At 75.5% G+C, this 20,345-nt stretch carries 22 protein-coding genes and 2 pseudogenes; 7 read left to right on the forward strand and 17 right to left on the reverse strand.

Annotated elements, in window-relative coordinates; translation table 11 throughout:
* The first annotated feature begins 46 nt into the window (after positions 1–46).
* From JKP76_RS11550 to eutC, 4 genes are all read left to right on the forward strand, one after another.
* The gene (locus tag JKP76_RS11550) at positions 47–943 is read left to right on the forward strand and encodes an SDR family oxidoreductase (RefSeq protein ID WP_200490952.1); all 897 of its coding nucleotides are present in this window, start codon (positions 47–49) and stop codon (positions 941–943) included.
* Between the two features lie 122 nt (positions 944–1,065).
* Positions 1,066–2,526, forward strand: a complete 1,461-nt coding sequence (eat, locus tag JKP76_RS11555; protein WP_200490953.1) for an ethanolamine permease — start codon at positions 1,066–1,068, stop codon at positions 2,524–2,526.
* The gene (locus JKP76_RS11560) at positions 2,523–3,938 is read left to right on the forward strand and encodes an ethanolamine ammonia-lyase subunit EutB (RefSeq protein ID WP_309230001.1); all 1,416 of its coding nucleotides are present in this window, start codon (positions 2,523–2,525) and stop codon (positions 3,936–3,938) included. Before eat ends, JKP76_RS11560 begins: the two co-directional genes overlap by 4 nt.
* Complete coding sequence (gene eutC / locus JKP76_RS11565; RefSeq protein ID WP_200490954.1) at positions 3,935–4,657, forward strand: ethanolamine ammonia-lyase subunit EutC; 723 nt, start codon at positions 3,935–3,937, stop codon at positions 4,655–4,657. The genes JKP76_RS11560 and eutC overlap by 4 nt, the downstream gene beginning before the upstream one ends.
* Before the next feature lie 7 nt (positions 4,658–4,664).
* Here eutC and JKP76_RS11570 read toward each other — a convergent pair whose 3' ends face one another.
* The 3 genes from JKP76_RS11570 to JKP76_RS11580 all read right to left on the reverse strand — a co-directional run bounded on the left by JKP76_RS11570 (position 4,665) and on the right by JKP76_RS11580 (position 6,911).
* The gene (locus tag JKP76_RS11570; protein ID WP_200490955.1) at positions 4,665–5,213 is read right to left on the reverse strand and encodes a hypothetical protein; all 549 of its coding nucleotides are present in this window, start codon (positions 5,211–5,213) and stop codon (positions 4,665–4,667) included.
* Positions 5,214–5,315: 102 nt separating this feature from the next.
* Positions 5,316–6,617: a PP2C family protein-serine/threonine phosphatase gene (locus tag JKP76_RS11575; RefSeq protein ID WP_309229792.1), complete on the reverse strand. Its 1,302-nt coding sequence runs from the start codon at positions 6,615–6,617 to the stop codon at positions 5,316–5,318.
* Positions 6,618–6,674: 57 nt separating this feature from the next.
* Positions 6,675–6,911, reverse strand: coding sequence for a hypothetical protein (locus JKP76_RS11580; RefSeq protein ID WP_200490956.1), 237 nt, complete (start codon positions 6,909–6,911; stop codon positions 6,675–6,677).
* Between the two features lie 19 nt (positions 6,912–6,930).
* On the opposite strand from JKP76_RS11580, the gene JKP76_RS11585 reads away from it, so the two are divergent.
* Complete coding sequence (locus tag JKP76_RS11585) at positions 6,931–7,560, forward strand: hypothetical protein (protein WP_200490957.1); 630 nt, start codon at positions 6,931–6,933, stop codon at positions 7,558–7,560.
* Between the two features lies 1 nt (position 7,561).
* On the opposite strand, the gene JKP76_RS11590 is transcribed toward JKP76_RS11585, so the two are convergent.
* The 7 genes and pseudogenes from JKP76_RS11590 to JKP76_RS11610 all read right to left on the reverse strand — a co-directional run bounded on the left by JKP76_RS11590 (position 7,562) and on the right by JKP76_RS11610 (position 14,196).
* Positions 7,562–8,143, reverse strand: a complete 582-nt coding sequence (locus tag JKP76_RS11590; protein WP_200490958.1) for a dihydrofolate reductase family protein — start codon at positions 8,141–8,143, stop codon at positions 7,562–7,564.
* Between the two features lie 39 nt (positions 8,144–8,182).
* Positions 8,183–9,802, reverse strand: coding sequence for a thiol reductant ABC exporter subunit CydC (cydC, locus tag JKP76_RS11595; protein WP_200490959.1), 1,620 nt, complete (start codon positions 9,800–9,802; stop codon positions 8,183–8,185).
* A gap of 22 nt (positions 9,803–9,824) precedes the next feature.
* The gene (locus JKP76_RS11600) at positions 9,825–11,576 is read right to left on the reverse strand and encodes an ATP-binding cassette domain-containing protein (protein ID WP_309232969.1); all 1,752 of its coding nucleotides are present in this window, start codon (positions 11,574–11,576) and stop codon (positions 9,825–9,827) included.
* Positions 11,573–11,830, reverse strand: coding sequence for a cytochrome d ubiquinol oxidase subunit II (locus JKP76_RS22410; protein WP_309232970.1), 258 nt, complete (start codon positions 11,828–11,830; stop codon positions 11,573–11,575). Before JKP76_RS22410 ends, JKP76_RS11600 begins: the two co-directional genes overlap by 4 nt.
* A 130-nt stretch (positions 11,831–11,960) precedes the next feature.
* Positions 11,961–12,404 (reverse strand): annotated as a pseudogene (locus JKP76_RS22415) (cytochrome d ubiquinol oxidase subunit II); the annotation flags it as partial.
* A 22-nt stretch (positions 12,405–12,426) separates the two neighbouring features.
* Positions 12,427–12,597 (reverse strand): annotated as a pseudogene (locus JKP76_RS20935) (cytochrome d ubiquinol oxidase subunit II); the annotation flags it as partial.
* Between the two features lie 24 nt (positions 12,598–12,621).
* A complete protein-coding gene (locus JKP76_RS11610) occupies positions 12,622–14,196 on the reverse strand; it encodes a cytochrome ubiquinol oxidase subunit I (protein ID WP_309229791.1) in 1,575 nt (524 codons plus the stop codon).
* Positions 14,197–14,322: 126 nt separating this feature from the next.
* On the opposite strand from JKP76_RS11610, the gene JKP76_RS11615 reads away from it, so the two are divergent.
* The gene (locus tag JKP76_RS11615) at positions 14,323–14,670 is read left to right on the forward strand and encodes a BlaI/MecI/CopY family transcriptional regulator (RefSeq protein WP_200490961.1); all 348 of its coding nucleotides are present in this window, start codon (positions 14,323–14,325) and stop codon (positions 14,668–14,670) included.
* A 33-nt stretch (positions 14,671–14,703) separates the two neighbouring features.
* Entirely contained in the window at positions 14,704–15,648 is a 945-nt protein-coding gene (locus JKP76_RS11620) for a M56 family metallopeptidase (protein ID WP_200490962.1), read from the forward strand.
* Here JKP76_RS11620 and JKP76_RS11625 read toward each other — a convergent pair.
* The 7 genes from JKP76_RS11625 to JKP76_RS11655 form a co-directional block, all read right to left on the reverse strand.
* Positions 15,634–16,065: a hypothetical protein gene (locus JKP76_RS11625; RefSeq protein WP_200490963.1), complete on the reverse strand. Its 432-nt coding sequence runs from the start codon at positions 16,063–16,065 to the stop codon at positions 15,634–15,636. The genes JKP76_RS11620 and JKP76_RS11625 overlap by 15 nt on opposite strands.
* Before the next feature lie 42 nt (positions 16,066–16,107).
* Positions 16,108–18,405 (reverse strand): cation-translocating P-type ATPase, encoded by a 2,298-nt coding sequence (locus JKP76_RS11630; protein WP_200490964.1) that lies wholly within the window; start codon positions 18,403–18,405, stop codon positions 16,108–16,110.
* Positions 18,402–18,596, reverse strand: coding sequence for a hypothetical protein (locus JKP76_RS11635; RefSeq protein ID WP_200490965.1), 195 nt, complete (start codon positions 18,594–18,596; stop codon positions 18,402–18,404). The genes JKP76_RS11630 and JKP76_RS11635 overlap by 4 nt, the downstream gene beginning before the upstream one ends.
* Before the next feature lie 27 nt (positions 18,597–18,623).
* Positions 18,624–18,830, reverse strand: a complete 207-nt coding sequence (locus JKP76_RS11640) for a heavy-metal-associated domain-containing protein (protein WP_200490966.1) — start codon at positions 18,828–18,830, stop codon at positions 18,624–18,626.
* Positions 18,831–18,904: 74 nt separating this feature from the next.
* A complete protein-coding gene (locus JKP76_RS11645) occupies positions 18,905–19,174 on the reverse strand; it encodes a metal-sensitive transcriptional regulator (RefSeq protein WP_200491403.1) in 270 nt (89 codons plus the stop codon).
* A gap of 117 nt (positions 19,175–19,291) precedes the next feature.
* Positions 19,292–19,627: a MerR family transcriptional regulator gene (locus JKP76_RS11650; protein WP_200490967.1), complete on the reverse strand. Its 336-nt coding sequence runs from the start codon at positions 19,625–19,627 to the stop codon at positions 19,292–19,294.
* Between the two features lie 88 nt (positions 19,628–19,715).
* The gene (locus JKP76_RS11655; RefSeq protein ID WP_200490968.1) at positions 19,716–20,216 is read right to left on the reverse strand and encodes an Hsp20/alpha crystallin family protein; all 501 of its coding nucleotides are present in this window, start codon (positions 20,214–20,216) and stop codon (positions 19,716–19,718) included.
* Between the last annotated feature and the right edge of the window lie 129 nt (positions 20,217–20,345).

Consider the following 20,345-nt stretch of genomic DNA (forward strand, 5'->3'; position numbering starts at 1 on the left):
GCCCTGCGCGGACGCACCACCCCAGCCGAGGAGCTGAGACGTCCCCATGCCGATCCCATCCGACGACGCACCGCTGACCGTCCTGGTCACCGGCGCCTCCAGCGGCATCGGCCGTGCCACCGGCCTGGAGCTGGCCGGGCGGGGCGCGCAGCTGGTGCTGATGTCCCGCGACCGCGGTTCCCTCGAGGAGGCCGCCGCCGAGATGCGGGCAGCCGGAGCGGCCCAGGTCGTGGTCTGCGCCGGCGACGTCACCGACGAGGACCAGGTGCGCGCGGCGGTCACCGCGGCGACCGGCCGGTTCGGCCGGCTCGACGTGGTCGTGCACTCCGCGCAGGTGATGGCCTACGGCCGGATCGAGGACGTGCCGCGCGAGGTGTACGAGACCGTCGTCGACACGGCGCTGCACGGCACCGCCAACCTGGCCCGCGTGGTCCTCCCCGTCTTCAGGGAGCAGAAGGCCGGGCACCTGGCCGTCGTCAACTCACTGCTCGGCAACGTCACCGCGCCCACGATGGGGAGCTACGTCGCCGCCAAGTGGGGCCAGCTCGGCCTGGTCCGCACGCTGCAGCTGGAGACCCGCGACGAGCCCGGCATCTCCATCTCGATCGTGCAGCCCGGCGGTGTGAACACCCCCATCTACAGCCAGGCGGCGTCGTGGACCGGCAACACGGGCCGGCCGCCACCCCCGGTCTACTCGCCGTTCCGGGTCGCCCGCCGGGTGCTCACCACGCTGGACCGGCCGCGCCGCGTGGTGCAGGCCGGGGTGCTCAACCCCGTCGTCACCGCGGGGTTCCGGCTGCTGCCCGGGCTCTACGACGTGCTCGTCGGACCGCTGCTCCAGCAGCTGGCGGTGTCGAAGGAGGAGACCCCGCCGACGGCCGGGAACGTGCTGGAGTCCAAGCCCTCGGGCAACGCCACCGAGGGGCGCTGGCGCAGCCTCTGAGCGGCGCGTGCGACGCGCCGGTGAACTCTGCGTTCCAGGACGTCGCAGCCCGTTGCCCGACCCCGCCGGGCGGGTCCAGGCTGGCGTCCCCGACCGCGGGGGGCTGACCGGAGAGGCCCGCCATGACCGCCGAACCCACCGCCCGGTCCGCTCCCCACCACCACGCGGGGGTCGAGGCCGAGGCGGTGGAGGCCGGCTACCTGCAGGAGCGGCAGCTGCGCACCGGCACCGCCGGCTGGGTGCTGCTCGCCGGGCTGGGCGTGGCCGCGGTCATCTCCGGCGACTACGCCGGGTGGAACTTCGGCCTGGCCGAGGGCGGGTTCGGCGGGTTGCTCGTCGCCGTCGTCCTCATGGCGGTGATGTACGGGTCGATGGTGCTGGGGCTGGCCGAGCTCGGCTCCGCGCTGCCGACTGCCGGTGGCGGCTACACCTTCGCCCGGCGGGCGCTGGGCCCGTGGGGCGGCTACGCCACCGGGGTCGCGGTGCTCATCGAGTACGCGATCGCCCCGGCCGCGATCGCCACCTTCATCGGCGCCTACGTCGAGTCGCTCGGCCTGTTCGGCATCACCGACGGCTGGTGGGTCTACCTGGCCGCGTACGCGCTGTTCATCGGCGTGCACCTCATGGGCGTCGGCGAGGCGCTCAAGGTGATGATGGCGATCGCCGCGGTCGCCGTCGCGGGGCTGGTGCTCTACCTGATCGGGGCGATCCCGGCGTTCGACTCCTCGAACCTGCTCGACATCGCGCAGACCGATGCCGCCGGCGCCTCGGACTTCCTGCCCTACGGGTGGATGGGCGTCTGGGCGGCCTTCCCCTTCGCCATCTGGTTCTTCCTCGCCGTGGAGTGCGTGCCGCTGGCGTCGGAGGAGGCGCGCGACCCGGCCCGCGCCCTGCCGCGGGGCATCACCGCCGCGATGGGCGTGCTGCTCGTGCTCGCCGTCCTCATGCTGGTGTTCACCTCCGGCGCCGGCGGCTCGGAGGCGATGTCGGCCAGCGGCAACCCGCCGGTCGAGGCGCTGGAGGTCGCCGGGGCGCCCGACGCCCTCTCCGACGTCGTCAACTACGCGGGGCTCTTCGGCCTGGTCGCGAGCTTCTTCTCGATCATCTACGCCTACTCACGGCAGACCTTCGCGCTGTCCCGGGCCGGCTACCTGCCGCGGCAGCTGTCGGTGACCAACAGCCGCAAGGCGCCGGTGCTGGCGCTGCTCGTGCCCGGCGCGATCGGGTTCGCGCTCTCGCTGACCGGCCAGGGCGCGATGCTGCTCAACATGGCCGTCTTCGGGGCGACGGTCTCCTACGTGCTGATGATGGTCAGCCACATCGTGCTGCGCCGGCGGGAGCCCGAGCTGGCCCGGCCGTACCGGACGCCGGGCGGGGTGGCGACGACGGGCGTGGCGCTGGTGCTCGCCGCGGCGGCGGTCGTGGCGACGTTCCTCGTCGACGTCGAGGCGGCGCTGTGGACGCTCGGCGCGTACGCGCTCTTCCTCGGCTACTTCGCCGTCTACAGCCGGCACCACCTCGTGGCGTCCGCGCCCGAGGAGGAGTTCGAGCTGCTGGCCGTCGCCGACGAGGAGGTCCGGTGACGATCCGGCGGACGACCCTGGGCGGGCACACCGTCGAGTTCCCGTCGCTGGTCGAGCTCATGGCGAAGGCCACCCCCGCGCGGTCCGGCGACGTGCTCGCCGGCTGCGCCGCGGAGTCCGCGGCCGAGCGGGTGGCGGCCCAGACGGTGCTCGCCGACCTGCCGCTGGCCACCTTCCTCGAGGAGCAGGTGGTCGGCTACGAGGAGGACGACGTCACGCGGCTGATCCTGGACACCCACGATGCGGCCGCGTTCGCGCCGGTCGCCTCGCTGACCGTGGGCGAGTTCCGCGACCGGCTGCTCGCCTGGGCGGCCGAGGGCGACGAGCCGGCGATCAGCGCGCTCGCACCCGGGCTCACGCCGGAGATGGTCGCGGCGACGTCGAAGCTGATGCGCAACGCCGACCTGATCGCCGTGGGCCGCCGCGCCCGCGTGGTCACCGGGCTGCGCTCGACCATCGGGCTGCCCGGCCGGCTGGCCTCCCGGCTGCAGCCCAACCACCCGACCGACGACCCGCTCGGCGTGACGGCGTCGGTGCTCGACGGGCTGCTGCACGGGAGCGGCGACGCCGTCATCGGCATCAACCCGGCCACCGACTCGCCGGCGCAGACGATCGCGCTGCTGGAGCTGCTCGACGCGGTGATCTCCCGGTACGGGATCCCGACGCAGTCCTGCGTCCTCGCGCACGTGACGACGACGCTGCGCGCGCTGGAGAAGGGCGCGCCGGTGGACCTGGTCTTCCAGTCGGTCGGCGGCACGCAGGGGGCCAACCGCGGGTTCGGCGTGACCCTCGACCTGCTCGCCGAGGCGCGGGCCGGTGCGCTGGAGCTGGGCCGGGGCACGGTGGGCCGCAACGTCACCTACTTCGAGACGGGGCAGGGCTCGGCGCTGTCGGCCGGGGCGCACCTGGGTGTGGGTGGGCGGCCGGTCGACCAGCAGACCCTGGAGTGCCGCGCGTACGCGGTGGCCCGGCACTTCGAGCCGCTGCTGGTGAACACCGTCGTCGGGTTCATCGGCCCGGAGTACCTCTACGACGGCAAGCAGGTGGCGCGGGCCGGGCTCGAGGACCACTTCTGCGGCAAGCTGCTCGGCCTGCCGATGGGCGTCGACGTCTGCTACACCAACCACGCCGAGGTCGACGCCGACGACACCGACGCGCTCATGCTGCTGCTCGGGGCCGCGGGCTGCTCGTTCGTCATCGCCGTCCCGGGCTCGGACGACGTGATGCTGCACTACCAGTCGCTGTCGTTCTCCGACGTCCTCACCACCCGGCAGGTGCTGGGGCTGCGGCCGGCGCCGGAGTTCGAGGCGTGGCTGGCGCGGATGGACCTGCTGGGCGACGACGGCCGGGTGCGCGAGCTGGCCCCCGACGCGCCCGCGGCCCGGGCGCTGCTCGCGGCGGCGACGTCGTGAGCACCGTCGAGCCCGACCCGTGGGCGGTGCTGCGCGGGGCGACGCGGGCCCGGGTGGCGCTCGGCCGGGCCGGGGACGGGCTGCCGACGACGCGGGAGCTGGAGTTCCGGCTGGCGCACGCCGTCGCCCGCGACGCGGTGCACACCGCCCTGGACCCGGCCGCGGTGCGGGCGGCGCTCGGCGACGGCGACGTCGTGGAGGTGCGCTCGGCCGCCGCGGACCGCGCCGAGTACCTCCAGCGACCCGACCTCGGCCGGCGGCTGGCCGAGGGCACCGAGCTGCCCGCGACCGGCGACGACCTGGGCATCGTGCTCGCCGACGGGCTCTCCCCGCGGGCCGTGCACGACCACGCGCCCGGCCTGGTCGCCGCGCTCCGGGAACGGCTGGACGGCTGGTCGGTGGCGCCGCTGGTGCTGGCCCACCAGGCGCGCGTCGGGCTGGGCGACGCGATCGGTGCGGCGCTCGGGGTGCGCGCCGTCGTCGTGCTGATCGGGGAGCGGCCGGGATTGTCGTCGGCGGACTCGCTGGGGGCCTACCTGACCTGGGAGCCGCGACCGGGGCGGGTGGACGCGGAGCGGAACTGCGTCTCCAACGTCCGCCCGCCGCACGGGCTGGGCTACGACCAGGCGGCACGGACGGTCGCGTCGCTGCTGGCCGGCGCCCGGGAGCTGGGTGCCTCCGGTGTGGCGCTCAAGGACGAGGCCGCACTGCCCGGCTGAGCGGCAGTCAGACCTGCGACAGGCCGCGGGCCACCTCTCCGGGGCGCTGCTGCTCGCCGGCGTAGGAGCTGATCGCGACGAGCACGCCGGTCAGCGCCGGGATGACCCACTGCAGGGTGTCCAGCTGCTGCTGCGCGGCGGCGACGTCGGCCTGGGCCAGCTTCGTCCGCTTGCTCGGCTTGGTGCCCGACTTCGACGGCACCGCCCCGGCGGCCGAGACGCGCTGGCCCAGCACTCGGCTGTACGCGGTGGCGCCGAGGGCCGCAGCCGTGACCAGGGTCTTGAGGGTGGACATTCCGGCGACGCCCTGCTGGGCGGCCACCCGCTGCCTGTTCGCGCGCAGCTGACCGACGCTGCCGACGAGGTGCGCACCGATGGCGGCGGCGTTGACCGGGGTCCACCGGTCCCAGCCGGCGTTGGCGACGCGTCCGGTGCCGGAGTCCGTGTCGGCCTCGCCCGCGGCGGCGTTCAGGGCGACCGCGTTGGCCAGCGTGCCGCCGAACCAGGCGGAGAGTCCGACGTCGTGCAGCGTGCGGGAGAGAGTGTTGCGGGCCATGGGGGCTCCAGAGCTGTGGACGATGGGTCCGCTGGAACTACCCGGGCGCGGGCGGGGCACACCGGTCGGGCCGATCGATCGGACCGGGCGGTACCGTTCGCGTCAGCCGTCACCGCCGGGCCGCGACTCCGGGATGTCCGGCGAGAGTTCGTCGTCCCGGGGTGGCGCCTTCCACTCCACGAGCAGCAGCGAGGCGTCGTCGCTGGTCCGGCCGCTGCGGGCCGCCGTCAGCGCGTGCGAGAGCCGGCGCACCGTCTCGGCGGCGGGCAGGCCTTCGACGCTGGTCTGCTCCAGCACCTCGCGCAGCCGCTTCTCGCCGAACTGCTCGCCACCGGCCAGCCGCTCCTCGACCACGCCGTCGGTGAAGAAGAGCAGCCGGTCGCCCTGCTCGAGGCGCTGGGACAGGACCCGCGGCTCTCCGGTGCCGAACCCGATGGGACGGCTGACCGGCCCGGTGAGCTCACCGATCACCCGGCCGTCGCGCACCCAGAGCGCCGGAGGGTGACCCGCGTTGACCCAGGTCAATTCCCCGGTCCGGGTGTCCAGCCGACCGAGGTGGGCGGTGGCGAAGCGACCGGGGAAGGTGGCCGCCACCGCGCGGTCCGCCTCGTCGTACAGCTCGGCCAGGGACAGGTCCCGGCGCCGGCCGTGCCGGTAGGTGGCCAGGACGACGGTGGCCATCGTCGCCGCCTCCAGGCCGTGCCCCATCGCGTCCAGCACCAGCAGGTGCAGCACGTGCTCGTTCAGGGCGTAGTCGAAGCTGTCGCCGCCCACCTCGTAGGCGGGCTCGAGCGCGCCGGAGAGGTCCACGTCCGGCGTCGTCATCGCCAGCGGCGGCAGGCTCTGGCGCTGCAGCTGCGCGGCGAGCCCGAGGTCCTGCCGCTCGCGCACGTGCGAGAAGGTGTCGGTGTAGGCGTTCTTCGTCACGACGAGGTCGGCGACCAGTCCCGCGACGCGCTGCGCGAGGCGCCGGTCGTGCTCGCCCAGCGTCGGCAGCGTGAAGGAGAGGACGCCGACCCGGTCGGACCCGTCGAGCATCGGCAGGTGCAGCCGGGTCCCGCCGGCCACCTCCACCTCGATCGGTTCGTCGGTCGAGAACGCCCGGCCGACGGTGCTGGAGTCGATGCGCTCGCTGGCGCCGGTCAGGCCGGGGCCCGCCACCACCTGCAGGCTCACCTGGTCGAGGTCCTGCAGGTGGATGCTCACGTCGCTCGCGCCGGCGTGCTGGAGCTCCTGGGCGACGAGCGGCCCGACCAGGCGCGGAGGGATGAGGTGCGCCCGGTCCAGGAGGGCGCCCATCAGCCGCTCGCCCACGCTCTCGCGGAGCTCGAGGTCGCCGGTCGTGTCGGTGAAGCCCATCAGCTCCGAGGTCTCCCGGCGCTGCTGGGACCCGTCGGCAGCCACAGAGGCTCCCTGCACGTGACGGGACGGGGTCAAACCAGGTCAGCCGCAGGGATCACCTCAGCGACGACGGAGCAGCCGCGCCACCCGGTGGCTGCGGCCGGCGACGAGCTCCCCGGTCGTCGGCTGCGGCTCCGGGTCCGGGAGGACGGAGAGCGCGGCGTGCCGCTCGTGCAGCCGGGTGCGCACGTCGTCCGGGGTGAGTGCCCGGCGCTGCCGCTCGTTGCGGGCGACCACGGCACCGGTCGCGGCGACACCGGCCAGGCCGGCCAGTCCGAGCAGCTTCCAGGGGCGCACGTCCGTAACGTAGCGCCTCGTGCCCACGCTCTCCCTCGACGAGGCGGTCGACCAGACCCGCACCGGTGACGTCTGGATCTTCCGCGGCTCCTCGGTGGCCGACCGGGCCATCCGGACGGTGACCAACGCCCCGGTCAACCACGTCGGGATGGCGGTGGTGATCGAGGACCTGCCGCCGCTGCTCTGGCACGCCGAGCTGGGTCGCTCGCTGCCGGATGTCTGGACCGGGGAGCACCAGCGCGGGGTGCAGCTGCACGACCTGCGCGACGCCGTGCTGACCTGGCGGCAGAAGTACGGCCAGCGCGCGTGGCTGCGCCAGCTGGTCGGCGTGGCCGACGACGGCGGCGTGACCCCGGAGATGGAGGACGCCGTGCTGCGCACCATCGCCCGGCTGGACGGCAAGCCGTTCCCGACCACCCGCGGGCTGGCCTCGGGCTGGATCCGGGGGCGGCTGCGCCGGCGCACCTCGGCCGAGGCGGTGTACTGCGCGGAGCTGGTCGCGGCGACCTACACCGCGATGGGGCTGCTGCCCGCCTCCCGCCCGCAGAACTGGTACGACCCAGGCACGTTCGCGTCGGAGGACCACCTCGAGCTGTTGCTCGGCGCGAAGCTGGGCGGGGAGATCGCCGTGGACGTCCCCGCGAGCTGAGTCAGCGACGCACCCGGTAGGTGCTCTGCACCATGCCGCCGGCGAACGACCTCGTGCCGACGTGCTCCAGCGGGATGTCGGCGGCCAGCTCGCCGAACGGGGTGAGCCCGGTGCCGATGAGCACGGGCACCCGCGAGAGCGTGAGGTCCGCGATCAGCCCGGCGCGCAGGAAGGCGTGCACCGTCCGGCCGCCGTCGACGTAGACCCGGCGGCACCCGGCCAGCGCCGCCACCGCGTCCTCCAGCGAGCGGTGCACGGTGATCCTCCCGTCGGCGTCGGCCGGGAGGGTCGTGCTGAGCACGTGCACCGGCCGGCCCTGGTACGGCCACTCCGCGAACGGGGCGATGAACTCGTAGGTGCTGCGGCCCATGACGAGGGCGTCGACCGAGGAGACGAACTCGCCGAAGCCGAAGTCGCCGCCCTCGCCGTCGTCCGGGGTGGGGGCGTCGCCGCCCCGGTCGGGTGCGCCGCCGCCGTCGGGCGCGTCGGCGCCGTCGAGGAAGGAGAGCGTGCCGTCGAGCCGGGCGATGAACCCGTCGACGCTCATGCCGAGGAAGACCGATCCGGGAAAGGGTGCGTCCATGCCGACAGCGTGCCGCGGGGGTACGACAACGCGGGCCGGTCAGCGCACCGCGCGGGCGGCGACCTCCCCGAGCCGGACGACGGTGTCGCCGTCCTGCTCGACGGCGTCGTCGTGGGTCACGCAGACGACCACCCGGCCGGCCAGCGCGGTGCGCAGGTCGGCGAGCAACGCCCGCGCGGTGGGCGGGTCGAGGTGCGCGGTCGGCTCGTCGAGCAGCACGACGTCCCGCCCGGCCAGCAGCGCACGGGCAGCGGCCAGCCGGCGGCGCTCCCCGCCGGAGAGCGCCGTCCCGCCGGCGCCGACCGGGGTGTCCAGGCCGTCGGGGAGGGACGCCAGCAGCGGGCCGAGGCCGGCCGCGGTGAGCGCCGCGGTCATCCGCGACTCGCCCGCCGCCCCGGCCAGCGCGCCGCGGGGTGCGGCGGTGGCCAGGTTGGCGCGGATGGTCGACGCGAAGACGTGCGCGTCCTGCGGGAGCCAGGCGAGGCCGGCGCGCACGTCGTCGCCGGCCAGCCGGGCGGTGTCGACGCCCGCGAGCTCGTAGCGGCCGGCCCGGGGCCGCAGCGCGGCCATGAGAACCGCGAGCAGCGTGGACTTGCCGGTGCCCGACGGGCCGCGCACGGCCAGCCAGCCCTCTCCGGCGCCGGTGCGGGCCGTCAGGTCGCGCAGCACGTCGGGCCCGCCCGGCCAACCTGCGGTCAGCTCCTCGACGGCGAGGTCGCGCACGGGGGTGGGGGCGGGCAGCGGCACCTCCGGCTGGGCCGGCAGCGGCGCGGCGACGACGGCGTCCAGGCGGGCCTGCGCGTCGGCGAGCGCGCCGCGCCGCTGCAGCGCGGGGACCAGCCCGCCCAGCGGCTCGGCCAGGGCGAGCGGCGCCAGCGCCAGCACCGCGAGCACCGGGCCGGTGACGCCGGAGGCGGACGCGGCGGCGGTGCCGACCACCGCGGCCAGCCCCGTCCCGAGGACGACGGCCCCGGTGCCCAGCGCGGCGGCCCGCTCGGCGGTGCGGGCCGAGCCGGCCTGCCGGTCGGCGACCGCGCCGAGGGCGGTGGCGGTGCGCTCGGCCAGCCCGTGCGCGCGCAGGTCGGTCGCGCCGTCGAGCAGGGTGGTCGTCTCCCGCAGCGCCTCGACCTGCAGGCCGCGGGCGGCGCGGGCCGCACCGGCGTCCACCCGGCGGTGCACCGCGAGCACGGCGAGGGCGGTGACCGCGAGGACCGCGCCGATCGCGGCGGCGGCCGCGGCGTCCACCAGGGCCAGCGCGGCGACGGTCGCTGCTGGGACGGTGGAGGCGACGACGAGCGCGGGGCGGACCCGCACGGTGAGGTCCTGCACGACGGCGACGTCGCCGACGACCCGGGCGAGCGCGGCGCCGGGGGAGCGGTCGGCGGCCAGCCCCTGGGCCGCCAGCGCGCGCCAGACGCGCACCCGGGTGGCGGCGGCCAGCCGCAGCGCGGCGTCGTGCGCGGCCAGTCGCTCCAGCCAGCGCAGCGCGGCCCGGGCGATGCCGAAGAAGCGGACGCCGGCCGTGGCCACCAGCAGGGTGAGCACCAGCGGCATCTCGGCGGCGCGGACGATCAACCAGCCGGACACCGCGGTGAGCGCGACGCCCGAGGCCGAGGAGAGCGCGCCCAGCAGCCCGGCCTTCGCCAGCGCCGCGCGCACCGGCCCGCCGTCGGCACCCCGCTCATCCGCGGCGGGATCGCCGATCTCGCCGCTTCCGGGCCCCTGGGGCGGCGAGATCGGCGATCTCGCCCGGGCGGGGACGCGTGGCGGTGAGGGCGGAGGCGGCGGCGGGGGCTGCCGCGGGGGAGGGCAGGTCGACGGTGCGGTCGGCCAGCGCGGCGAGCACGGGGTCGTGGGTCGCCAGCAGCACGGTGACGGTGCCGCGCAGTCCCCGCAGCACCCCGGCGACGAGGGCCCGGGCGTCGTCGTCCAGGTGCGCGGTCGGCTCGTCGAGCAGCAGCAGCGAGGCGCCGCGGCGGATCCGCACCAGCGCCCGGGCCAGCGCCACCCGCTGCAGCTGCCCGGGGGAGAGGGATCCCGGTGCCCGGCCGGCGAGGTCGGCCGCGCCCACCCGCGCCAGCGCCTCGACGACGAACGCCTCGCCCACGACCTCGTCGGCCCCGGGCGCCGAGCCCGCGTGCCGGCGCAGCTCGTCGGCGACGGTCGCCCCGGTGGTGCGGGGGAACTGCGGGACGACGGCCACCGCGCCCACACCGCTCACCGACCCGTCCGCGACGGCGTCCGCGCCGAGCACCCCGGCCAGCGCGGCCAGCAGCGTCGACTTGCCGGAGCCGCTCGCGCCCGTCAGCGCCACCAGCTCGCCGGGCCGGACGGCGAGGTCGGTGGGCGGCAGCGCCGGGACGACCCGACCGGGGTAGCGCACGGTCAGCCCGCGGACGGCGACGTCGGCACCGCGCGGGTCGTCGTCGGCGGCCGGCGCCGGGACGGCGGGAACGGGCTCGGCGAGCACCGCGCGCGCCTCCGCGGCGGCGAGGGCGGCGTCCTCGGCGGCGTGGTGCGCCGAGCCGAGCGCGCGCAGCGGGGCGAACGCCTCGGGGGCGAGCAGCAGCGCGGTGAGCCCGAGCGCGAGGGCGAGGTCGCCGTGCACCAGCCGCAGGCCGACGGTCACCGCGACCAGGGCGACCGACAGGGTGGCGATCAGCTCGAGCACCAGCGCGGAGAGGAAGGCGATCCGCAGGGTGGCCATCGTGCGGGTGCGGTGCTCCTCGCCGAGCCGGGCGAGCGCGGCGGCCTGGTCGGCGGCGCGGCCCAGGCCGACCAGCACGGGCAGCCCGCGCACGAGCTCGGCGACGTGCGCGGCGATCCGGTCCAGCGCCCGGGCGGAGTCCGCGGTCGCGCTCTGCGTGTACTTCCCGACCAGCACCATGAACACCGGCACCAGCGGCAGGGTGACCGCGACCAGCACCGCCGAGAGCAGGTCGGTGGCGGCGAGGACCAGCAGCAGCGCCGGTGGCACCACGACCGTCTGCGCCAGCGCCGGCAGGTAGGTGGCCAGCGCCGGGCCGAGGTCGTGCAGCCGTGTCGTCGCGAGCACCGCCGCAGGCCCGGGCCCGCCCGCGGCGGCGACCGCGGCCGGGGAGCCGGCCAGCCGGTCGAGCAACGCGCGGCGGAGCCGGTCCTCGGCGCGGCGGGCGTCCCGGGCGGCCAGCACCTGGCCGAGGGCGCCGGCGGCCGCGCGCAGCACCGCGCCCGCGGCCGCCAGCGCCAAGGGGCCGGTCAGCGGGCCGTCGGCCGCTCCCGTGCCGCGGGCCACCGCGTGCGCCAGCCCCGCCGCCAGCAGCACCAGCCCCGCCGTCTGGACCAGGGCGGCGAGCGCGGCCCGGACCAGCGCCCCGGTCAGCCCCGAGACGCCGGCCAGCGCACCCAACGGCCCCCGCCCCCGAGGGGCAGACATGGCCATGTCCGCCCTCATGCGGGGACGACCCGGTCGGCCGGCTCCTCGTGCACCGGGTCGGCGGTGAGCCGCTTGCGGAAGACCCAGTAGGTCCACGTCTGGTACCCCAGGACGACGGGGAGCCCGACGCCGGCGGCCCAGGTCATGATCGTCAGCGTGTAGTCGCTGACCGACGCGTCGGCCACGGTGACGTCGAACGCGACGTCCACCGTGGAGGGGATGACCACGGGGTAGGCCGCACCGAAGATCGTCGCGGCCGAGGCGACCAGCACGACCGCCCACGCGGCGAACGCCGGGCCCTCGCGGTCCAGCCGGATCCGGGTCCAGGCGACGCCCCACGGCCAGCGCGGCGACCAGCCACAGCACCGCGGTGACCGGCGTCCCGTAGCGCAGGTGGGTGATGCCCGCCCACGCCAGCAGCGGCAGCGCGGCCACCGGCGACCAGCGCAGCGCGAACGCCCGGGCGCGCATCCGCACGTCGCCGTCGACCTTGAGCGCGAGGAACAGCGCGCCGTGCACCAGCGAGAAGCCGAGGACGGCGACCGCGCCCAGCAGCGCCGGCCAGCTCAGCCCGGAGAACGCGCCGCCCACCCGGGTGCCGTCGGCGTCGACCGGCAGGCCCAGCGTGGTCGCGCCGAGCGCCGCGCCGATGCCCAGGGCGGCGATGAGCGAGCCGCCGGTGATGATCCGCGTCCACGTCGCGTCCCAGGCCTCGGTGTGGTGCGAGTGCCGCCACTCGAACGCGACCGCCCGGACGATCAGGCCGAACAGCACCAGCACGAACGGCAGGTACAGCGCGGGCAGCCAGGTGGCGTACCAGCCGGGGAAGGCGGCGAAACACCGCACCGGCAGCGGTGATCAGCCAGACCTCGTTGCCGTCCCAGAGCGGGCCGATGCTGCGCAGCATGAGGTGCCGGTCGGCGGGCCTGCGGCCGAGCATGGGCAGCAGCGCGGCCACGCCGAAGTCGAAGCCCTCGAGCAGCAGGAAGCCGGTCCACAGCACCGCGACGGCGGCGAACCAGAGGGTCTGCAGGTCCATGTCAGCTCCTGGTGGGGCGGGGTGTCAGTAGGCGAACTGGAGGACGTCGTCGTCGCGCTCGCGGCGCGGGGTGCCGTCGTCGTCCGTGTCGTCGTCGGGCGGCCCGGGGGCGATGCCGGGCGTGGGGTGCGCGTCGCCGGTGGTCACGCCGGCCCGGACGAACCGGCCGATCAGCCACAGCTCGACCACCGCCAGCACGCCGTAGACGAGGGTCAGCCCGATCAGCGAGGTGAGGACCTCAGCGGCGCTGATGCCCGGCGAGACGGCCTGGGCGGTGAAGAACCAGACCTGGTCCTCGACCGGGACGTCGGGGTTCGGGTAGACGACGAAGGGCTGGCGGCCCATCTCGGTGAAGATCCAGCCCGAGGCGTTGGCCACGAACGGCGCGCCGACGGCGAGCAGCGAGCCGTAGACGCCGATGCGGGAGGTCGGCACGCGGCCGCGGCGGGTCGACCAGAGCGCGTAGGCGGCGACGGCGGCCGAGAGCCCGCCCATGCCGATCATCAGCCGGAAGTTCCAGTAGGTGACCGCGAGCACCGGCGCGTAGTCGATCGGCTCGCCGGCCAGCGACCCGAACGACGGGTCGTCGGGGTAGGTCTCGCCGTAGACGGCGGCGTACTCCTCCTGCAGCTCGTTGACGCCGGGGACGGGCGAGGAGAAGTCGCCGTGGGCCAGGTAGCTGAGGATGTACGGGACGGTGATCGAGTGGACGTCGTCGCACTCGTTCGAGCCGAACTTGCCGACTGCGAAGATCGAGAAGGACGCCGGCGCCTCGGTCTCGCAGAGCGCCTCGGCCGAGCTCATCTTGAGCGGCTGCTGCTCGTACATGAGCTTGCCCTGCCAGTCGCCGGTCAGCGCGGTCAGCGCGAAGGCGGCCAGCGACACCCAGCCGCCGAGCCGGACCGAGCGGCGCCAGACGCGGTGGTCGACCTCCTCGGCGGAGCGGCCGGCCAGGCGGCGCCGGCGCAGGTGCCACAGCCCGATGCCGACCAGCAGCGCGCCGGCGACCATGAGCGCGGCGACGATGGCGTGGCTGAAGGCGGCCAGCGCGGTGTTGTTGGTGAGCACCGCCCAGAAGTCGACCTGGAGCGGGCGGCCGGTGGCGTCGTCGACCTCGACGCCGACCGGGTGCTGCATCCACGAGTTGGCCGCGATGATGAAGTACGCGCTCACGATCGAGCCGATGACCGCCGCCCACAGCGCGGCCAGGTGCACCTTCTTCGGGATGCGGCCCCACCCGAAGATCCACAACCCCAGGAACGTGGACTCGAGGAAGAAGGCCAGCAGCGCCTCCAGCGCCAGCAGCGAGCCGAAGACGTCACCGACGAAGCGGGAGTACTCGCTCCAGGCCAGGCCGAACTGGAACTCCTGCACCAGGCCGGTGGCGACGCCGAGCACGAAGTTGATCAGGTAGATGCGGCCCCAGAAGCGGGTCATCCGCAGCCACGCGGGGTCGTCGGTGCGCACCCACATCGTGTGCATGACCGCGACCAGGATCCCCAGACCGATGGTCAGCGGGACCATCAGGAAGTGGTAGACGGTCGTGATCCCGAACTGCCAGCGCGCGATGTCCAGCGTGTCCAGGCCCAGCACATCCACGGCCCCTGCTCCTCGTCTCTCGGCGGCGACCGTCGTACGATCGACGCGTTCTTTCTACGCTGGGTAGAAGACGTTTTTCTACGACACGTAGAAGAACTGGGTGTGAGTCGGGCGACAGGGGGAGCGATGGCCTCGCTGGGTGAACTGGAGCGGGCCGTCATGGACCAGCTGTGGTCGGCGGACGGGCCGGTGGCGGCGACCGCGCTGCGCGACGGGCTGGCCGACCGCGGGGTCGCGCTGACCACCGTGCACACCGTGCTGACCCGGCTGGAGCAGAAGGGCTTCGTCGTCCACGACGACGCCCGGCCCCGGCGCTTCTCCGCGCGGGCGAGCCGCGAGGACCACGCCGCCGAGCTGATGCACGAGGTGCTCGGCCAGGCCGCCGACCGGCAGGCGGTGCTGGCGCGGTTCGTCGGCAGCGTGAACGACGACGAGGCGCGCCTGCTCCGGGAGCTGCTGGCCGGCGGTCGCTGATCCGGCTGCTGCCCACCGCTGCCCCGCCGACCGATGCTGCCCGTCACCGCGGCCGCCCTCGCCGTCCTCGCCACCCTCCTGGCGTGGCCGGTGCCGGCGCTGCTCGGCCGGGCCCGCTGGCCGGGGCGCGATCCGTTGGTGGCGCTGGTCTGCTGGCAGGCGATCGGGCTGGCCGGAGGGCTGTCCATCATCGGCGCGCTGCTCGTGCACGGCCTGGCGCCGTGGGGGCACTCGCTGCCGGAGGCGTGGTGGTCGTGGGTCCGGGGTGAGCCGGCCGGCAGCCCGGTGCGCGGCGACCACTGGGTGACCATGACGCTGGCCGCGGTGCTGGCCCTGCAGCTGGTCGGGGTGCTGGTGCTGTCCTGGGTCCGGACCGCCCGCGCCCGGCACCGCCACCGTGCGCTGCTGGAGCTGGTGGTCGAGCCCGGCGCCGCGCCCGACACCCGGCTGCTGGAGCACCCCGCGCCGGTCGCCTTCTGCATCCCGGGCGCCCGCCCGCTGCTCGTGCTCTCCTCGGGAATGGTGGCCGAGCTGGACGAGGCCGAGCTCGCCGCCGTGGTCGCGCACGAGCGGGCGCACCTGCGCGAGCACCACCACCTGCTGCTGCTGCCGTTCGTCGCGTGGGAGGCGGCGCTGCCGGTGCTGCCCGCCGCCGGGCGCGCGCACGGTGCCGTCCGCGAGCTGGTGGAGATGCGGGCCGACGACGTCGCGCTGCGTGCGCTGGCGGAGGGTGACCTCGACGGCGCCGACCCGCGGCGCACCCTGGCGCAGGCGGTCGTGGCGGCGGCGGGCCGCCCCGGTGCGGCCGAGGTGCCCGGTGGCGCGCTGGCGGTGACCGGGGGCGGGGTGCGGGCCCGGGTGGTGCGGCTGCTCGAACCGCCGGCGCCCCTGCCTCCGGCGGCGCGGGCCGGCGCGCTGCTGGGCGCCGTCCTGCTGCTGCTCCTGCCGACGGCGTTGCTGCTGCTACCGGCGCTGTGACCCGCGCTGTGACCCGCGCTTTGACCGGCGCTGTGACCGGCCCGGTGACCGGCGCTGGGGCCCGGCGAGCACCCGCGAGGCCACGGCGGAGCCGAGCGCGACCGCTGCGCTGACCCGGGCCGCCCGGCCGTACCGCGCCGAGGCGAGGAACGGCAGCAGGCTCGCGGCGTGCAGCAGGTCGATCCCGGCGCCGGCCCGGAGGAGCGCCGGTGCGGGGCGGGCGAGCACGGCGGCGTGCTGGGCCAGCATCCGGACGCCGAGGGCCCGCACCAGCCAGGCCCGGTCCCGCGGGAACGCCGGCGCGACCGCGTCGAGGACCTGCTGCGGGCGGGTCAGCAGGACGAGCCCTGCGGTGGCGCCGGTGGCGGCCAGGGGCCGGGCGCCACGCGGAACCGGAGAGCCGGGCGCGGAGGTCATGTCCCCGACGCTAGTGCTCTGAGTCATGGGGGACTCAGAGCACTAGCGCGCGGACGAGGACATGGCCGCGGGCGGAGCGGTGGGCACCGCCCCCACCGCGTCCCGGTTCTCGGGCAGCGGTGCGAACCCGCGCAGCCGCAGCGAGTTGGAGACGACGAACACCGAGCTGAAGGCCATGGCTGCGCCGGCGATCATCGGGTTGAGCAGGCCGGCCATCGCCAGCGGCAGCGCGGCGACGTTGTAGCCGAACGCCCAGAACAGGTTGCCCTTGATCGTGCCCAGCGTGCGGCGGGCCAGCCGGATGGCGTCGGTGGCGGCGCGCAGGTCGCCACGGACCAGGGTCAGGTCGCTGGCCTCGATCGCCACGTCGGTGCCGGTGCCCATGGCCAGCCCCAGGTCGGCCTGGGCGAGGGCGGCCGCGTCGTTGACGCCGTCGCCGACCATCGCCACGACCCGGCCCTCGGCCTGCAGCCGCCGCACGACGTCGACCTTCTCCTGCGGCAGCACCTCGGCGACCACCTCGTCGATGCCGACCTGCGCGGCCACGGTGCGGGCGGCGCGGGCGTTGTCGCCGGTGAGCAGGATCGGCGTCAGCCCCAGGGTGCGCAGCTGCGCGACCGCGGTGGCGGAGGTGGGCTTGACCGCGTCGGCGACGACGAGGACGCCGCGCGGGGCGCCGTCCCAGGCGACGGCCACCGCGGTGCTCCCGGCGGTCTCGGCGTCGTCCACCGCGCGCTGCAGCTCCGGGGTCAGCCCCGCGGACCACTCGGTGAGCAGCCGCGGCCGGCCGACGACGACCGCCGCGCCGTCCACGACGCCGTGCACGCCCAGGCCCTCGACGTTGGTGAACCCGTCGACGGCGGGCAGGTCGCCGCGCTCGGCGGCGGCAGCCGCCACCGCCCGCGCGATCGGGTGCTCCGAGGCCGCCTCGAGGGCGCCGGCCAGGCGCAGCAGCCGGTCGGCGTCCTCGCCCGCGGCCGGGACGACGTCCACCAGGGTCATCCGGCCGGTGGTCACCGTGCCGGTCTTGTCCAGGACGACGGTGTCCACCCGGCGGGTGCTCTCCAGCACCTCGGGGCCCTTGATGAGGATCCCGAGCTGTGCGCCGCGGCCGGTGCCCACCATGAGCGCGGTCGGCGTGGCCAGCCCCAGGGCGCAGGGGCAGGCGATGATCAGCACCGCGACGGCGGCGGTGAACGCGGCCGGCAGACCCGCGCCGGTGCCGATCCAGAAGCCGAGCGTGGCGACGGTCAGCGCCAGCACAACCGGCACGAACACCCCGGAGATCCGGTCGGCCAGCCGCTGCACCTCCGCCTTGCCGTTCTGCGCGTCCTCGACCAGCCGGGCCATCTGCGCCAGCTGGGTGGCCGAGCCGACCCGCGTCGCGCGCACGACCAGCCGACCGCCGGCGTTCACGGTGCCGCCGACGACGGCGTCGCCCGTACCGACCTCCACCGGCACGGACTCGCCGGTGAGCATCGAGGCGTCGACCGCCGAGGAACCCTCGGTGACCTCGCCGTCGGCGGCGAGCTTCTCGCCGGGGCGGACGACGAAGAGGTCGCCCACCGCGAGCTGGTCGACCGGCACCCGGCGCTCGGTGCCGCCGCGCAGCACCGAGACCTCCTTGGCGCCGAGCTCGAGCAGTGCCCGCAGCGCAGCGCCCGCCTGCCGCTTGGACCGCGCCTCGAACCAGCGCCCCGCCAGCAGGAACGTGGTCACCCCGGCGGCGGCCTCGAGGTAGATGTTGCCGCTGCCGTCGGAGCGCTCGATGGTCAGCTCGAAGGGGTGCACCATGCCCGGCACGCCGGCGGTGCCCCAGAACAGCGCGTAGACCGACCAGCCGAAGGCGGCCAGCGTGCCGAGCGAGACGAGGGTGTCCATCGTCGCGGCGCCGTGCCGCAGGTTGGTCCAGGCGGCCCGGTGGAACGGCAGGCCGCCCCACACGACGACGGGCGCGGCGAGGGTGAGCGAGAGCCACTGCCAGTACTCGAACTGCCAGGCCGGCACCATCGCCAGCACGACCACCGGCACGCTGAGCAGCGCGCTCACGATCAGCCGGGTGCGCAGCGCCCGGGCCGGGTCGTCGGCGGCCGGGTCGGCCTCCCGGGTCGCGGGCGGCTCGGGCAGCGCCGCGGTGTAGCCGGTCTTCTCGACGGTGGCGATCAGGTCCTCGGTGGTGACGTCGCCGGTCACGGTGACCCGCGCCTTCTCGGTGGCGTAGTTGACCGTGGCGGTGACGCCGTCGAGCTTGTTGAGCTTCTTCTCGACGCGGGCGGCGCAGGAGGCGCAGGTCATCCCGCCGATGAGCAGCTCGACGTCCGCGGGGGAGGTCTGCGTCATGGGGTGTGCTCCTCGTGCGACGGGACGGGCGCGCCGTCCGACGGCGCCGGTGCGTGCTCGGTGGGGGAGACCTCCGCGGGTGCCGGCCCCACCGGGCCGATCGGGCCGACGGCCGAGCCGACGCCGACCGCCGCCCCGAAGACGGCGAGCAGCCCGACGCCGAACGCGGCGAGCTTCAGGCGGGTGTCCATGGCGGTGCGGCTCCCCGGGTGGCCTGGTCAGCCGGCCACGGAGTAGCCGGCCTCCTCCACGGCGGCGCGGACGGCGGCCTCGTCGACCGGCGCGTCGCTGGTCACGGTCAGGCCACCGGACTCGAGGTCGACGTCGACGGAGCCGACGCCCGGGACGGCCGAGACCTCCTCGGTGACGGCGCTGACGCAGTGGCCGCAGGTCATGCCGACGACGGTGTAGCTGGTGGTGGTCACGGGGGTGTCCTTCCGGATCGGGGGTGCCTGGCGGGGGTGCCTGGAGAGGTGCCTGGAGAGGGTGACCGGACGGGTCAGGAACGGACGAGGCGCGCGATCGCCTCGGTGGCCTCGCGGACCTTCTCGTCGGCCTCGCGGCCGCCGGTCCGCGCGGCGGCGACCACGCAGTGGCTGAGGTGCTCCTCGAGCAGGCCGAGGGAGACGGCCTGGAGTGCCTTGGTCATGGCCGAGACCTGGGTGAGGATGTCGATGCAGTACTTCTCGTCCTCGACCATGCGCTGGAGGCCGCGGGCCTGGCCCTCGATCCGCCGCAGCCGCTTGAGGTACTCGTCCTTGCGGTGGATGTAGCCGTGCTGGTGGCTCGCGTGCGTGCACTCGGCGGACGCCGTCCCGGACGGCTGCTCGACGGTGGTCACCGGGACCCCTCCTGACCGGGCGGCTCGGATGTCGCCCGAATGGAACTATACCCCCCTAGGGTTCCTGTGCAAGGAGTTCCGCAGCTCGTCCAGAGCGGTCAGCGCGGCGGCGAGCCGGTCCTGCAGGTCCAGGATCGTCCCGGCCGAGGCGAGCGAGTGCCCGTCGTCGAGCAGGCTCCGGAGTCGCGCCGCCACCGCGAGCTGGGCGCGCGAGTAGCGGCGGTGCCCGCCGGCCGAGCGGTGCGGCTGGAGGGTGCCCGCGAGGTCCAGGCTGCGCAGGAACGCGGCCTGGACGCCGAGCAGCTCCGCGGCCTGGCTCATCGTGAGCGCCGGGAAGTCGGGGTCGTCCAGGCGGCGCAGCCGGTTGCCGGCGTCGGTCATCGCCGTCCTCCTCGGGTCGGGGTCTGCGCGGGGCGGGAAACGGGAGAGGGGCCGGACCCGCCGGGTCCGGCCCCTCCGGTCGCCGTCGTCAGCTGGTGACGGCCTTCTGGTCCGCGGGTGACGCGTCGCCCTCGATGGTGCGCCCCTCGACGGCCTGGGGCGTGTCGGCACGGGTGACGGTGATCTTGCGGGCCCGGGCCTTCTCGGCGATCGGGATGCTCACCGTGAGCACGCCGTCGTGGTAGCTGGCCTCGAGCCGGTCGGTGTCCAGGCTGCGGCCGAGGACGAGCTGCCGCGTGTAGCTGCCGTACGGCCGCTCGGCGGCCACCCACTCGGCGTTCTCCAGGTGCGGGACCGAGCGCTCGGCGCTGATCGTGAGCGTGGTGCCCTCGACCGAGAGGTCGATCGAGCCGGGGTCGACGCCGGGCAGGTCGAAGTGGGCGACGAAGTTGTCGCCGACCTTGTAGGCGTCCATCGGCATGCCCGACAGGGGGCGGGCGGTCATCGAGCCGGAGCGACCGGCCAGCTGGTCCAGTGCGCGGAAGGCGGCGGACGTGGCGGCGAACGGGTCGTAGGCGGTCAGCATCATGGTGATACCTCCACAGGAAGTGCTGGTCTGCTCGCTGCCCGAGGAAGAACCTCTAGTGGCGACTGGAGATTACCTCGCTCGTGCGCTCTAGTAAACGTCCAGCGCGCAAGATTGTTCCCGGGCGCGCGG

It is taken from the genome of Blastococcus sp. TML/C7B, assembly GCF_016612845.1.
GTDB lineage: Bacteria > Actinomycetota > Actinomycetes > Mycobacteriales > Geodermatophilaceae > Blastococcus.